Origin of the sequence: Phenylobacterium sp. CCH9-H3 (genome assembly GCF_001557235.1) — a bacterium.
Classification (GTDB): domain Bacteria; phylum Pseudomonadota; class Alphaproteobacteria; order Caulobacterales; family Caulobacteraceae; genus Phenylobacterium.
In genome coordinates this window covers 14,740-31,452 of record NZ_LSJI01000071.1, presented here as the reverse complement: position 1 = coordinate 31,452, position 16,713 = coordinate 14,740, and the positions used below count along the sequence as shown (strand labels likewise).

Annotated in this window: 16 protein-coding genes; 9 read left to right on the top strand and 7 right to left on the bottom strand. The window is 70.3% G+C overall.

All coding sequences use genetic code 11. From position 1 onward, the window contains the following. The first annotated feature begins 292 nt into the window (after window positions 1-292). On the top strand, window positions 293-559 hold the full coding sequence (locus tag AX721_RS06185) for a DUF3892 domain-containing protein (protein ID WP_068875143.1): 267 nt from the start codon (window positions 293-295) through the stop codon (window positions 557-559). A gap of 81 nt (window positions 560-640) precedes the next feature. Here the strand turns inward: AX721_RS06185 and AX721_RS06180 are convergent, their stop codons facing one another. Continuing rightward, window positions 641-1,234: a hypothetical protein gene (locus AX721_RS06180; RefSeq protein ID WP_156467038.1), complete on the bottom strand. Its 594-nt coding sequence runs from the start codon at window positions 1,232-1,234 to the stop codon at window positions 641-643. A 63-nt stretch (window positions 1,235-1,297) separates the two neighbouring features. After that, a complete protein-coding gene (locus AX721_RS26690; RefSeq protein WP_082765748.1) occupies window positions 1,298-1,516 on the bottom strand; it encodes a helix-turn-helix domain-containing protein in 219 nt (72 codons plus the stop codon). Window positions 1,517-1,613: 97 nt separating this feature from the next. Between AX721_RS26690 and AX721_RS06175 the strand changes: the two genes are divergently transcribed. The 4 genes from AX721_RS06175 to AX721_RS06160 all read left to right on the top strand — a co-directional run bounded on the left by AX721_RS06175 (window position 1,614) and on the right by AX721_RS06160 (window position 8,738). Beyond that, window positions 1,614-2,084 (top strand): RNA polymerase sigma factor, encoded by a 471-nt coding sequence (locus AX721_RS06175; RefSeq protein ID WP_082765747.1) that lies wholly within the window; start codon window positions 1,614-1,616, stop codon window positions 2,082-2,084. 9 nt (window positions 2,085-2,093) lie between these two features. Beyond that, window positions 2,094-3,062, top strand: a complete 969-nt coding sequence (locus tag AX721_RS06170; RefSeq protein ID WP_068875140.1) for a FecR domain-containing protein — start codon at window positions 2,094-2,096, stop codon at window positions 3,060-3,062. 128 nt (window positions 3,063-3,190) lie between these two features. Then, window positions 3,191-6,193, top strand: a complete 3,003-nt coding sequence (locus tag AX721_RS06165) for a TonB-dependent receptor (protein ID WP_068875139.1) — start codon at window positions 3,191-3,193, stop codon at window positions 6,191-6,193. Between the two features lie 40 nt (window positions 6,194-6,233). Further along, window positions 6,234-8,738, top strand: a complete 2,505-nt coding sequence (locus AX721_RS06160) for a prolyl oligopeptidase family serine peptidase (RefSeq protein ID WP_197424653.1) — start codon at window positions 6,234-6,236, stop codon at window positions 8,736-8,738. On the opposite strand, the gene AX721_RS06155 is transcribed toward AX721_RS06160, so the two are convergent. From AX721_RS06155 to AX721_RS06140, 5 genes are all read right to left on the bottom strand, one after another. After that, on the bottom strand, window positions 8,626-10,434 hold the full coding sequence (locus tag AX721_RS06155; RefSeq protein WP_068875137.1) for an asparagine synthase C-terminal domain-containing protein: 1,809 nt from the start codon (window positions 10,432-10,434) through the stop codon (window positions 8,626-8,628). The genes AX721_RS06160 and AX721_RS06155 overlap by 113 nt on opposite strands. Further along, a complete protein-coding gene (locus AX721_RS06150; protein ID WP_068875136.1) occupies window positions 10,431-11,102 on the bottom strand; it encodes a lasso peptide biosynthesis B2 protein in 672 nt (223 codons plus the stop codon). Before AX721_RS06150 ends, AX721_RS06155 begins: the two co-directional genes overlap by 4 nt. Before the next feature lie 53 nt (window positions 11,103-11,155). Next, complete coding sequence (locus tag AX721_RS28540) at window positions 11,156-11,278, bottom strand: hypothetical protein (RefSeq protein WP_255355344.1); 123 nt, start codon at window positions 11,276-11,278, stop codon at window positions 11,156-11,158. Between the two features lie 97 nt (window positions 11,279-11,375). Beyond that, on the bottom strand, window positions 11,376-11,987 hold the full coding sequence (locus AX721_RS06145; protein ID WP_068879377.1) for a GntR family transcriptional regulator: 612 nt from the start codon (window positions 11,985-11,987) through the stop codon (window positions 11,376-11,378). A gap of 185 nt (window positions 11,988-12,172) precedes the next feature. Continuing rightward, entirely contained in the window at window positions 12,173-12,409 is a 237-nt protein-coding gene (locus tag AX721_RS06140; RefSeq protein ID WP_068875134.1) for a hypothetical protein, read from the bottom strand. A 106-nt stretch (window positions 12,410-12,515) separates the two neighbouring features. On the opposite strand from AX721_RS06140, the gene AX721_RS06135 reads away from it, so the two are divergent. The 4 genes from AX721_RS06135 (at window position 12,516) to AX721_RS06120 (ending at window position 16,587) form a co-directional block, all read left to right on the top strand. Beyond that, window positions 12,516-13,307 (top strand): phosphoribosyltransferase, encoded by a 792-nt coding sequence (locus tag AX721_RS06135; RefSeq protein ID WP_068875133.1) that lies wholly within the window; start codon window positions 12,516-12,518, stop codon window positions 13,305-13,307. Then, window positions 13,267-13,467 carry a hypothetical protein gene (locus AX721_RS06130; RefSeq protein ID WP_068875132.1) on the top strand — a complete coding sequence of 67 codons (201 nt, stop codon included), beginning with the start codon at window positions 13,267-13,269 and terminating at the stop codon, window positions 13,465-13,467. Before AX721_RS06135 ends, AX721_RS06130 begins: the two co-directional genes overlap by 41 nt. A 107-nt stretch (window positions 13,468-13,574) precedes the next feature. Continuing rightward, window positions 13,575-14,576, top strand: a complete 1,002-nt coding sequence (locus AX721_RS06125) for a toprim domain-containing protein (RefSeq protein WP_082765744.1) — start codon at window positions 13,575-13,577, stop codon at window positions 14,574-14,576. Continuing rightward, entirely contained in the window at window positions 14,551-16,587 is a 2,037-nt protein-coding gene (locus AX721_RS06120) for a ParB/RepB/Spo0J family partition protein (RefSeq protein WP_068875131.1), read from the top strand. Before AX721_RS06125 ends, AX721_RS06120 begins: the two co-directional genes overlap by 26 nt. Window positions 16,588-16,713 lie beyond the last annotated feature (126 nt).

The window sequence follows — 16,713 nt, the reverse complement described above, 5'->3', positions numbered from 1 at the left end:
GGAGATGTGTATAAGAGACAGCTCCTACGGCAACGACCCCTTCCCGCCGAAGGGGTGATCGACAAGGGCCGCGCCACCTGGCGCGGCCCTTTTCGCTATGGGCCGGCCCCATGCCGGCCCGAGCTCAGCAAGATGGAGACATCGCAATGCCCGACTATCCCGCCTGGCCCCGGCCGGACCCGCGACCGCCCTACACCCCGTACGCGCCGCCGCGGCCTCCGAGCCCCAGCCCCTTTCCGCGCCCCCGGCCCTGGTAGGCCGCGCGCTCCTCAGCCAGACCCAGGAGAAAGCCATGGCTGACGTCCAAGTGAAGTGCATCAACAAGCAGCCGCGCGACGCCACGCACGAGGGGATCACCCACCTCGGCGGCGACGGCTGGAAGTGGACCCGCGCCCAGGTGATCGCCTCCATCGAGGCCGGCGCGAACACTTTCTACACCCTCGTCCGCGGCAACCGCGGCAACGTGGGCGTCGTGAACGGGCCGCATGGGAAGTACCTGCGGACCTACGCCGACGGTAAGTGGAACGACAACCTGCTGGCGCTCTACGAGTGCGTGTAGCGAGGGTCAGCCGGGACGGCCGATCCTCCCCGACTTGAGGCCGCCGCGGCATCGTCCCGGCGGCCTTTCCTTTGCCGGCCCTCAGATGTGCGCCAGCGCGCGCAGCCGGGTGACAAACTCCGCATAGGCGTTCCTAGCCGCCTTCACGCGGGCGTCCAGCTCCGCCTGGAGTGCGGCGTACTCCGCCTCCTTCTGAGCATTCGGCGCAGGAAGGCCGCGGTCCACGTTCAGGTGCGGCGCCAGGCAGTACCGGTGGTCTGGGTAGTTGACCTGGTGGGCGAGGAACCAGTCGAAGTGCTGGCCTGCGAAGTGGTGCAGCGGCTCGGCTGCAGCCTTGAACGCCACAAAGGCCGCCGACGTTCTCTTGTCGAGGAGCTGGTGCTCCTCCGCGGCATAGAGGGTGTACTCCGCCTGAAAGGCGCTATCGCCGCTGGACCAGAAGGCGTCGCCGGTTGTCAGGCCGTCGAAATAGCCTGATTGCGCCTGCGGGCTCGGTGGCCTGGCTGCCACCAGAGCCTTGTCGGCAGCCTGGCGAGCCGCACGCGGATCGAACACGAAGGCCTTGAGGCCAAGACAGCGTGCGCGATATCCGTGCCGCCGCACGCGTTCTTCACTTCGCGCCACGCCGGACCGAACCCCTGACGGGTGGCGAGTCAAGAACTTCGCCTTGGCCACCGACGCTTAGGCCTGGCGCCAACTAGCGGACCTTCGGAACTTCGCCTTGGAGTCACCAGTCGACTAATCAAAAACCCAGAATTCGACAGGCGCCACGCGCAGGGCCCGCGCAAGGGCGAACAGCGTCTTTACGTTGGCGTTTCGCTCTCCGCGCTCAATGAAGCCAACGTAGTTTCGGTGCAGACCAGCGAGTTCCGCGAGCTTCTCCTGGCTTAGTCCACTGGCCTTACGGCACGCGCGGACCCGGCGGCCTAAGCTCAACAGTTCGGGGTCAGCGGGCACCCCGGGAATGTTGCCGGGCGGAGACCGCGACTCTACACACTGACAGTGTGCAATGGTAGAATCTGCTTCGGCTTGTGGCTAACCCTGGGCAACGCGCTTGAGCTCTTCGGAACTGCCAACCGATGCTGGGCAGGACAGCCTGTACGCGGCGTCTACGCGAGCCTGGCTGCATCGTTTTTTGGCCCGCCGCTTTGGCTTTCAAGTCGCCGAAGATCTCGTGCAGGAGGCAATCGCGCGAGCCCTCGCCGCTGGGTCAGTGGTTCAAAGGCCCAAGGCGTTCCTGGCCAAGATCGCGATCCGCGTTGCGGTCGAAGAGGCACGGCGGCGGGCGTCGCCGAACTTTGTATTTGCGCCGCCGGCCACCGTTCTACCGGAGGCGGAACAAGCCGTGCTGCTGGAGCAGGCGATCCTGGCACTGCCGGAGCCGATCCGGGACGTCTTTGTCTTGAGCCGGTTCAGTGGTCTCTCTAATGTGGAGATCGCCCAACGCTGCAACCTGTCCGTGAAGCGGGTGGAGGCCCGGCTCTCGGAGGCACGGCGAAGGTGCGCGGCCCTGATGCAGGACTGAGTGGCGGCCATGAGCGAGTCAGCTGATCGCGCGATCCAGGCCTCCGAATGGTTCACGGTAATGACGCGTCCCTCCGTGACGCCTGAGGATCTGGCGGCGTTCCGCACATGGCGGCGGGCCCCGGAGAACGCCGAGGCCTTCCGAAAAGTGCAGCAGGCCTGGGAGGCGGCGGGCGGTCTGGCGGACCGGCCGGCCATGGTGGCCGCGACGGAGGCCGCGCTCGCCAGGTATCCCGCGAAGCCGGTGACGGTGAAGGCGACGCGGCGGCGGTTCGTGCTGGCGCCGCTGGCGCTGGGCGCGGCCAGCGCGGTGGTGGCGGCAGGAATCTACACCTGGCGTGAGGCGGAACCGTCCTACGCTACGGCGGTGGGTGGGCAACGTCTGGAGGTCCTGTCGGACGGGTCGCGCGTGCGGCTCAACACCGACACGAAACTGCGGGTCGTCTTCCGGGGTGCGGAGCGGCGGGTTGTGCTTGAGCGGGGCCAGGCCTTCTTCGAGGTGGCGCATGACGCCGAGCGGCCCTTCATCGTCGTGGCCGACGGCACGCAGGTCCGAGCGCTGGGCACCAAGTTCGATGTGCGCCGCGAAGGCGATGCGGTGCGGGTGACGCTGGCCCAGGGGCGCGTCGAGGTGAAATCCGAAGGCAAGGGCGAGGCCATGCTGGCGCCGGGCGAAGCCGTGGTCGCTGATCGTCGCGGGGTGTCGCGCCCCTCGGCGACGAACGTGGCCGACGTCTCAAGCTGGACGACCGGGCGGCTGACGTTTTCGGGCGTTCGGCTGCGAGACGCCGTGGCCGAGGTGAACCGCTACTCCGACCGCAAGGTGGTGCTGGACGCCCCCGAAGCGGTGGCGGGCGAGTTGGTCAGCGGCCAGTTCGTCGCCGGCGACGTGGAGAACTTCGTGGCCGGGGCGCAGTCGCTCTATGGGCTGCGGGTGACGGCGCAGACGCCGCGCGAGATCCGCCTCGGACCGAGCTGACGACATTTTTCTGACAGGCGCGCGAGGGTTTTGGGCGGGTTCTCCCCTCTAGACCTGCAGACGAACCCCTGGGCGCCGAAGCAAGGCCATTCCGGTAGCGCAAAGCCCGCGGTCGTCGCGGGGGAAACATGTTCGAAGCGTTCGAGTACCGCGTGGGTCGCCGTTGGGCGTGGTTGGCCACGGCGGCCGTCCTGGTCGCCGGGGCGGCTGAGGCGCAGCCCGCCTACCCGGTGACGCTGGAGCAGGGTGCGCTGGAACCCGCGCTGCTCAGCCTGGCCACCCAGACCAAGCAGCAGATCATGTTCTCGAAGGGCGTCGTGGCGGGCCGCCAGGCGCCGGCCGTCAAGGGTCGTCTGACGCCTGAGCAGGCTCTTGAGTTGCTGCTTGCGGGGACCGACCTGCGGGCGCGTCGCGTCAACGCGAACCTCGTGGTGGTGGACCGACCGGCGCCCGGAGCCGCGAACAGCCGCCCTTTCGAGGTCGCCAGCGTCGCTGACGGCGCCGTCAGGGAGGCGACGCTGCTGGACGAGGTGCAGGTCACCGGCTCGAACCTGCGCGGGGTTGCGCCGGCCTCGCCGGTCACGGTGCTGGACCGCGACGACCTCGAGCGGTCCGGCCACACGACGATCGCCGATGCGCTGCGGGCCCTGCCCTCCAACTTCGGCGGCGGGGCGCAAGAATCGTTCGGCACCGGCGCTGACCGGCTCTCTCGCAACGGGTCGTTCGGCTCGGCGCTGAACCTGCGCGGGCTCGGCAACAACGCCACCCTGGTGCTGATGAACGGCCATCGGATCGCCGGCTCCGGCACCTTCGCGGATTTCGTCGACATCTCCAGCATCCCGGCCGCGGCGGTGGACCGCGTCGAGGTGCTGCTCGACGGGGCGTCCGCCCTGTACGGCTCCGACGCGGTCGGCGGCGTGGTCAACTTCATCATGCGCCGCGAGTTCGATGGCGCTGAGGTCCGGCTGCTCGGCGGGACCTCGACGCAAGGGGGGCGCGCGCAGGGCCAGGTCGACCTCACCTTCGGGCGCACTTGGGAAGACGGCGGGCTCCTCGTCGCCTACGAACTGCGCCGCCAGGACGACCTCCTGGGATCCCAGCGTCCGTTTGCGGGCGATGCGGACCTGCGCCAGCTGGGCGGGACCGACCAACGGCTCACCTCGGCGTTTCCCGGCAACATCCTGCTGCCCGATCCGGTCACCCGGGCCCTCGTCCCCACCTACGCGATCCCCGCGGGGCAGAACGGCGTGGGCCTGCGCCCATCGGACTTCATCGTGGGCGCCCCGAACCGCTTCAACCAGCGCCAGGGCGCTGACGTGCTGCCGAAGCAAACCCTCAACTCGTTGTATGCGGCCGGCCACCAAGCCGTTGGTCGTGTCGAACTGGCCGGCGACCTCCGCTATGCCAGCCGCCGCTACAAGAACATCAACGTGCCGCGGCCGGCGACCTTCACGGTGGGGCGCGGCAACCCGTTCTTCGTCTCGCCGACCGGGGCCGCGAGCCATCAGATCTCCTACAGCTTCGGAGAGGACGTTCCGAACCCCACGGCCTACGGCACGTCGGACACCCTGGCCGCCACGCTGTCGGCCACCCTCGACCTGAAGGGCGGTTGGCGCTCCGAGGCCTACGCCGCCTTCGCCCAGCAACAGGACGAGAACCGCGGCGCCGGCGTCGTCAACACCGTGATCTTGAACGAGGCGTTGGGGAACACGCCGGATAACCCGGCCACCGCCTACAGCGCCGCGCGCCATGGCGTCTTCAACCCGTTCAACGGGATTGCGGGCGCCGGCAACGTAACCGCGCTGGGCTACATCAATTCCGGCACGGTGCTGACGCGGAGCCGCGACCGCGTCTCGTCCGTCAACCTGCAGGCCGACGGACCGCTGTGGAGCCTGCCGGCCGGGCCGGTGAAGCTGGCTGTGGGTGCGCAGGCGCGGCGCGAGGGCTTCGAGACCGAGGGCACGATCTACGTGGCCTCCACCGCCCCGGTGCGAAGTTCCAGCCTGGACCTCGACCGCACCGTCCTGGCGGCCTTCGGGGAACTGCAAATCCCGATCGTCGGGCCGGACAACGCCAAGCCCGGCCTGCAGCGCCTGGAATTGTCGGTGGCCGGTCGTATCGAGCACTACGAGACGTTCGAGACATCCGCGAACCCGAAGCTCGGCGTGGTGTGGTCGCCAGTGGACGGGCTCCGGGTACGCGGCACCTACGGCCGGTCGTTCCGGGCCCCGGGATTGCGCGAGGTCGCCGATCCTTCGCTGTACAACCCTCAGCTTCTCGCGCTTGGGGCGGGCCGCGTCGTCACGCTTACGCTTTCAGGCGGCAACCCCGACCTCAAGCCGGAGACGGCCAACTCCTGGACCCTCGGCTTCGACTGGCAGCCCGCGTCGATCCCGGGGCTGTCGGTGAGCGCGACGGGGTTCGATATCCGGTTCAAGAACCGCATCGACAAGCCGGTCTCGGCGAACCAGGCCAACGCGTTGCAGGATCCCAACCTGGCCACCTTCGTCACCCGTATCTCCCCGGCGACGTCCGCCTCGGACTTGGCGCTGATCCAGAGCCTGCTGGCGGACCCGGCCTTTAGCAACGCAACCGGCAGCTTCCCCGCCGAGCAGTACGGGGCGATCCTCGACAACCGCTATGTGAATGCCGCGTCGGTCAAGGTGCGCGGCGTCGACATGACGGCCCGCTACAGCTTCGACGTGGGCGGCGACACGATCGCGCTCGCCGGCAACGCCACCTACATGCTCGACTTCGAGCAGCAGTTGACCCCGACTTCGGCGGTCGTCGAGCGCGTCAACCGGATCAACTTCCCGGTCCGCTTCCGCAGTCGCGTCACCGCCGACTGGACCCGCGGGCGGCTCACGCTCGGCGGCGCCTTCAACTACGTGGTCGGCTACCGCGACGACGCCGGGGTGAAGATCGGGGACCAGCCGACCTTTGACCTTCAGGCGCGACTGGCGGCGGCCAAGACGGGCCCGCTGGCCGGGGTCTCGGCGCTGCTGAACGTGCGCAACGTCTTCGATCGCGACCCGCCCTTCTACAACAACAGCGTGGGCATCGGGTACGACGCGGCCAACGCCGATCCCATCGGCCGCTACGTCTCCCTGCAACTGACCCGCAGCTGGTGAGCGTCGGAGGATGCCCCGGTTGTGCTGCGCGGCTGCGGCCGTGCTCGGCTGTCTCCTGGCCACGGCGCCCGCCGTGGCCAGCCCCTTCACGGTCGAGGATCTGCTGCAGGCCGAGACCCTGGGCGCGGCCGCCTTCGACCCGTCGGGGCGCCGCCTGATCTATGAATGGCGCGGCGCCTACGCGTCGGCGCGCCGCTTTGACTATGACCAGGCGGTCGTCCAGACCCTGAGCCGCCTACGAGTCGTCGACGCGAGCGCGCCCGGCGCCGGCCGCCCGTTGCTGCGGGGCGATCCCGCTGGCGTGGTCATGGCCGCCTTCTCGCCATCCGGCGCCCGGTTGGCCGTCCTGCGGATCGATGAGGCCTCATGGCGGTTGGGTGTCGTCAGTCTGACAACGGGGTCAGTACGCTGGCTGCCGATCACCCCGCAGGGCGATGGGCGCGGCCGCAATCTCCAATGGCGCGACGACCGCACACTACTGGTCCTCGACCGCCCCGACGGACGCGGTCCGCTCGCGCTACGCCAGGGTTCGACGTTCTCACGGACGCTCACCCCCCGGTGGGCGAAGGCCGCGGCCGGGCGGGGCGCGCACACGGCCTACGGCAGCGGCGCTTACCTCGGAGTCCGTGACCGCGGCGCCCGCAATCGCCTGTTGCAAGTGGATGTCTCGTCCGGGGCGGCGAGAGTTCTCGCGGAGGGGCAATTCACGGACCTGGAACTCTCCCCTGATCGCCGCCGGGTGGCTCTGCTGGAGGCGGGGCCCGATCTGCAGCCGCGCGGCGAGGCGCCGGTGCGGGGACCCGCAGGCTCGGAGACCGAGGCCTCGAGCCTGTCGGTGTTGGATCTGGACACCGGTGTCCGGCGCGGGGTTTGCGGTTGCGATATCTCTCCGCAGCTTCTGTCCTGGTCGCCGCGCGGGACGCATCTGCTCGTTTTCTCCCGAGGGGCGGATGGCCTGTGGCCGAAGGGGCGCCTCCTCCTCGTCGATCCCGCGACGGCCGCCGCCCGCCAGGTAGGGCGCGACGTGCGCCCTCGCCTCGACCTCAACCCGGCCACCGTCTGGACCGCCTGGCTCGGAGAGACGCCGCTGGTCTACGGGCGCACCGGCGCATCGGACGCTGGACGAGATGACTGGCTGGCGCTGCTGGACGGCGACGCTCGCAACCTCACGGCCGACCTCCCACCGCCGAGCCGGTCCGCCCGTCTGGAGGGCGCCGACGCCTTCCGGGTCTGGGCTGGCGACCAGGTGTGGCAGGTCAGCCTCCATGGCCCGCCTCGGGCCTTGGCGGAAGGCAAGCTGGTGGTCTGGCGTGACCTGCGCTTCGGCGCCGGGTCGCGGCTGGCCCGGGCGTCGCCGGCGCGGCTCCGGGTCTCGGCGCGCCAGGCGTCAGGGGCAGAGGTGTTGCTTGGCTTCGGCGCGGAGCGTGCGGACCCGCCCGTGACAGCCGGCGACACGGCTCGCGGGTGGGCCGACGCCAGCGCGGCGGGGGTCGGGCTTGTGCGTCATGCCGACGACCATGGCGTCGAGTCCCTCGACCTGATCGCGGGCGGCAAGGCTTACCGCGTCGCCGCCCTCAACCTCGGCTGGGAGGCGCGGGATCCCCCACGGATCGTCCCGGTTCGCCATCCCGGCCCGGCCGGGGAGCCTGTTGTCAGCTGGGTGTTCCTACCCGGTGGCTCCCCGGCGAAAGCTCCCCTCCCCCTGCTGGTGCGTGCCTATCCCGGGGCGACGTTTGCAGAGCCGCCGGGCGAAGCGCCAGGCCGGATCGAGTTCTACCAGAACCTGCGGGTGCTCACGGGGCGGGGCTACGCCGTCCTCGTGCCCAGCCTCCCCAACCCGCCGGGCGGCATGGTCGAGCCGGCGGATGGGCTGGCCCGGCGGCTGCTGGATATCGTCCAGGCGGCCATCAACACCGATGCGCTCGCAGGCCGGCTCGATCCCGATCGGATGGCGCTTATGGGGCATAGCTTCGGGGGTTATGCCGCGATGACCGCGATCACCCAGACCGACTGCTTCCGAGCGGCGGTGTCCATGAACGGGCTCAGCGACCTCACCTCTTACTGGTCATCGATCCCGGCCCATCTGCAGCTCGACTCCGAGCTCGCCTACTGGAGCAACTGGCATACCGGCGTGGTCGAGCGCACGCAGCCGGAGCTGCAGGTCCCGCCGTGGCGCAACCCCGAGCGCTACGTCCGCAACAGCCCGCTCTTCGCGGCGGACCGCATCCACACGCCCCTGCTGCTCATCCACGGGGGCCAGGATGGCCTGTCGCTCGCCCAGTCCGAGGCCATGTACTCGGCGCTCTTCCGGCAGGGGAAGGACGCGCTCCTGCTGGTCTACTGGGGCGCGATGCACATGCCGTCTGCCCCCGGCGACGTGGCGGACATCTACGCCCAGACCTTCCGGTTCCTGGACGATCATCTCGGGCCGCCTACACCCCCCGCGGCGCCGTCAGCGAGTCCGGAACCTGCTTCTGCCAGTGACGCACCCACGCCTCGGTCGCCACCGCCCACAGGATGTCCGAGGGCTTCGCCGCCCAGATGAGATGCTCCGGCGCGAGCGCGCGCTCCAGGCGGGCGCGGTCGAGCACGCCGGCTTCGGCCAGGCAGCCTTCGAGCAGGTAGGGCCGCAGAGCCGGAAGGCTGGCGGCGATGAGCTTGGCAAAGTAGACGGTGACGATGCCCTTGGCGCGTCGCTTGACGACGATGTCCGGCAGCCGATCGGCGAACACGCTGCGGGCGTAGGCGCGGTCGTAGCTGGACCCGGCCAGCACCGGCGCAGGGATGCGCAGGGCGTGCTCGACGACCGGCTGAGCGAATAGCGGGTAGAGCACATCGACTTCCCGCCGCCGCCGGCTTGGACCTTCGTTGAGGAGGAACCGGGCCAGAGCATGGATGTGCAACCGCTTGCCCGGCGGCAGGCCACGCGCCTCGGCCTGCCGTTCCCACGTCGGCTTCAGGTCCCGGGTCGCGGCGCGCACCTCCGGCGAGATAAGCGAAGACCACAGCTCCTCCGACAGGGCGGCTCGCCCGCGCCCCTCGGCGCGCGCATCGCGCAGGACCGCCCAGACCGATCGCCGCGTGCGGCGCGCCACGTCCCCCAGCAGGGGACCGCGGAGTGCAGACCAGCCGTCCCGGCGCCAAGCGTCGGCCATGAGGCCCGGCGTCGACATCTGCATGAAGAGGGCGTCGCCCCCCTGTCCGGACACGATCGCCCTCGACCCCGTCGCGTGGGCGCGTTCGATCTCGTCCCGGTCCCATTTGGGATCGACGCCGTTGGCGGATGGCCGGAATTCACCGGCCAGGTCCTCGAGGTCTGCGAGGTCCAGCGCCTCGGGGTGGTGCCGGCGCTCAGTGAGAGGGATGCCGGCTCGCGAGGCGACCGCGCGGGCGTAGCTCTGCTCATCGGACTCGGGCCGGCCGAAGGCGATGTTGACGGCCTCGGAAATGCGCCCGGTGAGCCCGCCCTGGTGCAAGGCGCCCGCGAGGATCGCGGAGTCCAGACCGCCGGATACCTCCAGGAGGGCCCGGTCGTAGCCGCCGATCAGGGTCGACGTGCACAGATCGACGCGCTCGCGCAGGCCGTCCGCCGCTGACATGGAGTCGTCGATCGGATCGTCCCCGAAGTCCGCCGGACTCCAGATCACCTCGGCCACCTTGTCGTCGCCCAACTTGAAGCACTCGCCGGGTTGGATGGCGACGACATCTTCGACCAGCACCTGCGTCGCGCAGACCGCCGGCTTGGCGATCAGTTCCGCGATGGCGCACCAGTTGAGGAAGGGGCGTCGGGGGCCAATGCCGAGAGGAAAGCCGTTCAGTTCAGAGGACACCGCCTCCAGACCGTCGCCAAGGGACCAGGCGAAGGCCGCCATGCCCCCGGAGGGGTCGCGGTAGACCCAGACCCCTGCTCCCTGCGGCTCCGGGAGCAATGCGACGAAGCGGCCCCAGTGCGCGCGGCTGATCTGCCGAGCGTTCGCAAGAGGCTCCGCGCAGGCCACTCCTTGGCTCACGGGGCGGCCAGGCATCGGGTAGACCGCGCCAATGGTGACGCCGCCGCCGCCCATATGCGCCTTGACGCCTGGCGGATCCCGGGTCGCCGTCCAGACCCGCAGATCCGCGTGTGCGTAACTGAGGCGCCAGTCGCCGGTGTCGGCGAGGATGTGCGCGATCTGCTCGGCGCGCGCTCGGGCAAGCTCCGCTCCGCGCGGCCATGTCAGGGCGAGATAGCCGGCGCGCTTCACTGGACCAGGATCGGAGTGAAGGCCCGGATGCGATCCGGCTCGTCGTCGAGCACAAGGTCGCCGCATTGCAGCCAGCAGTGGGCATGGAACGGCCAGGTCCGCACGCCGAAGACCCAAAGGGCGTCGTGGCCCCGGCGTTGCAACCACCTGAGCAGCATGAAGGAGCGGAGCAGACACTTGGCGCTGGTCGGGGCGAAGGGCGCCCAGCGGTGGAAGTCCGCGACACAGGCCAGCAGAGCTTCGTTCTCGTGCGGCGGCGCCGTCCGCGTCCGACGCGCGATTGCCAGGATCTCGCGGAAGGCGCGCCCGCGATAAGCGGTGAGCAGGTCGAGCGACGCCGCAGCGACGGCGATCGCATCCCGCGCGCGCGGCGGATCGAACCGATCCGGCAACGCGCTGCGCGAGGGATGTCGCCATGCCGCGAGTGGATTCACGGCCGCATCCTCGGACCCGCCGAGCGTTGCCAACAGGCCCGCCCCGGCGAGGTCCGCCGCCAGATCCGGCTGCATCACGGTCAAGGCGCGGCGATCAGCGCTCAGGTGCGCGGCGGCCTCCCCATCAGGCAAGCAGATATAGGCGTCGCGGGACACGTTCAGGAAGACAAGGTCCCCGTTTACACCGACGGCATGCACGTCCGGCGCCAGCCGGACCGTTTCGGTCGCGATCATCTTGGATGCGGTCGACCCACCCCGGGACAGGCGCCCCGGGGTGGGTTCAGCCCTTAGCTCGGCAGGCCGTCGTCGGGTTGGCCTTCCTGGTCACCGGCGTAGCCGGCGTTGGTGACGAGCTTGGCGCCGCCGAGGCAGATCAGGCGGCTCGCGGGGATCGACAGATGCTTGGACATAGCGTCCTCCGGTTTGGGCGTCGCCAGATCGGCGACAGCACAACCCTCGATTGGCGGCGCGATATACTCAAACTATATCGCGATATATTCGGATATATTATGCGTCGCCCTCCGAGGCTGGCGGCGCGAGGCGCTTCGACAGGCGCTCGGCCAGCGCGACGCGACGGCGATGGAAGCGCTTGATCGCCTCGGCGCGCGCATCGCGAGCGCTCGTGGACGCGAGCGCCTGCAACTGCTCGGCTTCCTGGGCGAGGTCGTCGATGAACTCCACCTCACATCGACGAACGGGGGCCAGGCGGATGGCCACAGTGCGATAGGCCTCCAGGATCACCCGGCTCCCGACCTCACCGGTCCAAGCGAAGAACAAGCGCTCGACGGCTCGGACCGGATCGTCGTCCGGCTGGGCCTCAGCTGCCCGGCCGTCACGCGCTTCTGCCTGTGCGATCAGGAGGAGCTGTTCGCTCAGGCGATACAGGACGGCGATGTCGGCAGCCGACAGTTCCGGGACAAAGAAGCCGTCGCCGCGGCGTTCCTCGAGCAGGCCCTCGCCGGCCAGGCGCGACAGCGCCTCGCGCACCGGCGTAGGGCTGAGTTTTAGCCCCTCGGCGACCTCCTTGGCCGTCACCCGCGCGCCTGGGCCGAGCTCCCCGTCGCGGATCCGCCGGCGCAGATCGACCAACGCCTGACGAAAGGGCTCCAGTCTCTCCATAGGCATCGGAAAGCTCCCTGACTCCTGTCACTGATCTTTCAATCAACGCGCCACCACTCCCGCTGGCAAGGGCGATATATTCACCCCCTGGAAGTGTTTGGCGGGAACCGCGCGGAGGTGCGCAGAAACAGGCAAGAAACCTTCCGATGTTCGGAAGTATATCTGCTGAGATTGACCTTAAAACTCTAGGCCAGGGTCTTCAGAAGGGCTTGGCAGCGCGGCTTGAGGGCGGTGACCGGCGGCCGCTGCGCGAGCCATTCGGCCAGCGCCAGGATCGCGTGTTCCTGGTCCGGCGCCCAGCCCTTGGCGCGGATCAGGCCGGAGATCGCAGCCTGCGCCTGGCGCAGGGGATCGGGGGCGGCATCAAGCGTGCGGACCAGCCGGCGCGCGTTGGTCAGCGCCTCCAGGGATTCAGAATTCATGGCAATCGACTCGAAGGCGCCCTTCTGGCGGGGCTAGCATTGCCAGGACGGTGACGCCAGCGGCCCGGTCGTTGGTGTTTCGGCCCGTGTCCTGTTTGATCGGCGCATGGCTAGCGAAAGTGAGTCCGACGCCGCGGCGGCGCTGCCGCCCCGCACGCCCTGGCCGGACGGGTTCGCGCCGGTGATCGTCCACACTGAGACGGTCCTGCGCGATCACCACCCGGCCTATGCCGCGGCCAAGGCGGGCGACGCGGACGCGGCGCTGACGCTGGCCGAGGATCTGCTCGCTGCGGAGCCGACGGAGCGGCTGCGGGCCCTCATCGCGGGCCGCGCACCGATCCTGCTCCCGATCACCGCGCTGGAGACCACTGGGTTCAACGCCATTCCCGACGCCATGGCCCAGATTCTGGCTCGGGAGCTGGGCTTGACGGTGAGCGCCGGCGAGATCGTCCAGAACAACACCGTGGGCCATACGCGGGCCAAGGCCTTCAACCGGCTGGTGACGCCGGCCGCGTTCGAGGGCCCGGTGATCGAGGGCGCGGACTACGTGCTGGTCGACGACCACGTAGGCGTGGGCGGCACGCTCGCGAACCTCAAGGGTTACGTCGAGGCCCACGGCGGGCGGGTCATCGGGATGACCACCCTTACCCAGAGCCGCGACGCAGACCAGATTGCGCTCAGACCCGAAACCCTGGCCGTGCTAAGGGAGAAACATGGCGAAGACCTCGACACCTTCTGGCAGGAGCAGTTCGGGCACGGCCTCGACTGCCTCACCGATGTCGAAGGGCAAATCCTTGGTCGCGAGCCGGACCTTGCCGCGATCCGAGATCGACTGGCTCAAGCAGCAGTCGAAGCGCGTGGCCGTGGTGTCGAGCCAGCGGTCGACCCTGGCGGTTAGCAAGTCGCCGACGGCGGGCCTAAAGAGTGTCGCCGGCAAGGTGCTGTCGAACCCGAAGTCGACCAAGTCGGCCCGGACGGCGGCCGCATCGGTGTTGACCCAGAAGCGGGACAGCAACAGCGGTCGCTTCGTGGGCGCCGACGCGAGCCGCAAGCGCTAGGCAAGCCGCGCTTTTCGCCGCGCCCGCAAGGGCGCGGACGCTTGTTCGTGGCGTGACCGGGACGTGGAGGAAGGGCCGACCAGGCGTCTTCGATCCTGGAACGTCCGATGCCCGCCACCGCCTCCGGCCCCTCCAGTCTTGCCGCGCTCGCCCGCGCCCTTGGCGGCGAATGGTATGCCGGTGGGCGCCGTGCGCTGGCGCCCGCCCCGGGACACGGCCCGGCCGACAGGTCGGTGTCGTTGCGTCTCGAAGCCGGGCGAGTGCTGGTCCACAGCTTCGGACGGGCGGATTGGCGCGAGGTGCTGGACGCATTGCGCGCGGACGGCTGGATCGATGCCCAGAACCGGCTCCTGAGGGGCGGCGACGCGAGCCTTGCGGACCCTTCGCCTGATCGCAGCGTCGCCGAGCGCGTCCGCGCCGCGCAGGCGCTCTGGGCGGCGGCCCAGCCGATCTCGTCGGAGGGGCCGGCTGGCGTGTACTGCCAAGGCCGCGGCTTTGCCGGCCCGCAGGTGGGCGCGCTCCGCCAATCGAGCGCCGTCCCTCAGGCCGTCTATCGCGGTCGCGGACCCTTCCGGCCCGCCCTGCTCGCGCCCATCGCGGCGGCGGATGGCGAGCTCACCGCGGTCGAGATCACCTACCTCGACGCGACCGGGCGCCGAAGCCGCACCGCGCGGCCGTCGCGCAAGGTCATCGGCGCCATCCCGGCTGGGGCCGCTGTCCAGCTTGCCGCCCCCGCTTGTGGCCGCCTCCTGGTGGCCGAAGGCGTCTTCACCACCCTGGCCGCCGCGGCGCGGTTCGGCCTGCCCGGCTGGGCGCTGCTGTCGACGAGCAACCTGCGCCGTTGGCGGGCGCCCGAGGGGGTTCGCACCGTCCTGATCGCCGGGGACCGGGGACCGGACGGCGAGCGCTCAGCAGGCCTGCTCTGCGCGCACCTGCGCCGCGCGGGCGTGGCGGCCGACGTCGTGCTGCCGCCGGTGGGCGCCGGGGATTGGAACGATCTGGCGTTGAAGGAGGAAGAGGAAGGGCGGCGCGGGGCGCCCGGACCGCAGGGATTGTCCCGCGCGGCCGGGCGGAGTTCGCCCCATGCCTGCGACCGCTTCCCTTCCTGAGGCGCAACCCGAGCGCCTGCCGAAATCCTTTCCACTGCGCGATCTCGCGATTGCGCCGGAGAACATGCGCTTCAGCGAGCCGCCGGACGACGAGATCCCCGAGCTAGCCGAGACCATCTTCGCCGCCGGAGTTCTGCAGCCGCTGACCGTTCGCCCCGGTAAGAAGAACGAGAAGCCCGGCATGGCGCTCGACGGCCGCCGGCGCTGGCTGGCGTTGCAGCTGCTCCTCGAGGCCGGCCGGATCTCGGACGACTACCCGGTCCCTGCCTTCGTGGAGACCGACCCGGCGCGGCAGGCCGCCGCGATCGTGCTCACCAACACCGCCGTCCCGGTTCACCTGGCCGACGTGATCGTGGCCATCGGCAAGATGACGAAGGCCAAGCTGACGTCCGCCGTGATCGCCGCCGCCCTGGGCTATGCCGAAGTCGAGGTCCGGCGGCTGTCGGCCCTGTCCGAGCTTCACCCCAAGGCGCTCGAGGCGCTGAAGGCCGGCCGCCTGAACCTGCGCCAGGCCCGGCTTCTGGCGCGCCTTCCCAACAGGAAGGAGCAGGGCGAGATCGCCGAAGCCGTCCTGAACGGCTTCGGCTTCCAGGAGTGGCGCATCACCGACCGCCTCGATGCGGGCCAGGTGACCATCCGCGACCGGCGCTTCAAGCTGGTGGGCGCCGACCGCTACGTGGCGGCGGGCGGTCGGATCGAAACCGACCTCTTCGCCGAGCGGCCCGACGTGGTCCTCGACCCCGAGGTCCCGCAGGCCGCGTGGCTGGCGCGCGCCGAGACGCTGGCATCCGGGCTGCTGTCGAACGCCGTGCAGGTGCTGGTGGCCGTGGCGCCGTCGGAGATCACCGACCCCGACCTGGAGGCCTTCGGTGACGCCTATGGGATGGGCCTGGACGCCGAAGCGCTCTCGGCCTGGGACCAGGCGCAGGACGCCGCCCAGGACGCGGCCAGCGCCCTGCACGATCGCGACCTGTCGGACGAAGCTGCCGATCCTGATATCGCCGCCTTCCTGGAGGCCAAGTTGGCGGCGGACGTCGCCGGTGAGCCGACGCGGGACATCACGCTGGTGCAGGTGTTCTCGGACGCTGTCACCGGACTGGACGTCCGCGCCTTCGGGCCGCCCGCCGCCGCCGTGGAGGATGACGAGGAGGTCTCCGGACCATTGGACCTGGACGAAACCGGCGACGAGCCGGGCACGGTCGCCTTCGAACACACCCCGCCGCTGCGTCGCGCGGTCAGCAGCGCCGCTCCCGTCGCCGTCGCGCCAGCGCCGGAGCTCGAGGGGGTGAACCACGTGCTGCACGACGTGCGCACCGACACCGCCACGCGCGCCCTGATCCGCGCTCTGGCCGACGACCCGGCCGTGGCGCTGACGGCGCTGATCGCACGGCTCTTCGGGGTGCTCGTCCTGCGGCAGAACCGCGGCAAGGGTGGGGGCGCTTTGGCGATCGAGGCTGAGAGCTACGCGCGGGTCGGCGTCTCGCCGATCGAGGCGCTGGATGGCGAGGTCCGCCGTCGTCTGGCGGAGCGCCGCGCAGCCTGGGAGGCGGCCGAGGTCTCGCCTATCGCCTGGGTCGACGGCTTGGCCCACGGCGAGAAGATGGCCCTGCTCGCCGAGCTGGTGGCGCTCAGCCTGGACCTGCGCGAAGAGCGCACGACCTCCGTGCGGCGCGCTGCCCGGGCCGAAGCGGTGGAGATCGCTGCGCTGTGCGCGGCGGACGTCACCCTGCATTGGACGCCGGACGCCGCGTTCCTCGGCGCGCACCCCAAGCCCAAGCTCTTCGATATGCTGGACGAGATGGGCGCCGGCGAAAGCCGGGCGGGCGCCTGCAAGAAGGACGAGCTGGTCGCGCTGGTCGCGGAACGCGCGGCCGAGCGCGGCTGGGCGCCGGCCTATCTGTCGTGGGCGGCGGAACCGCCGGCGGAGCCGGAGCCGGACGAGGAACCCCTGGCGGATCCACAGGCCGCCAGCGGCGCGGACGGCGTCGGCGCGCCCGCGATTGCCGCCTGAGTGAGCGCCTGACGCGCATGCCCGTCGCGAACGGCCGGCGCCCAGCACCGTAGAGCCGGTGCAGCCGAGCCGTGGGCACGATTGGACGCTCTCAGCTGCGCGCCACACGCAGCGGCTCCCTCCGCA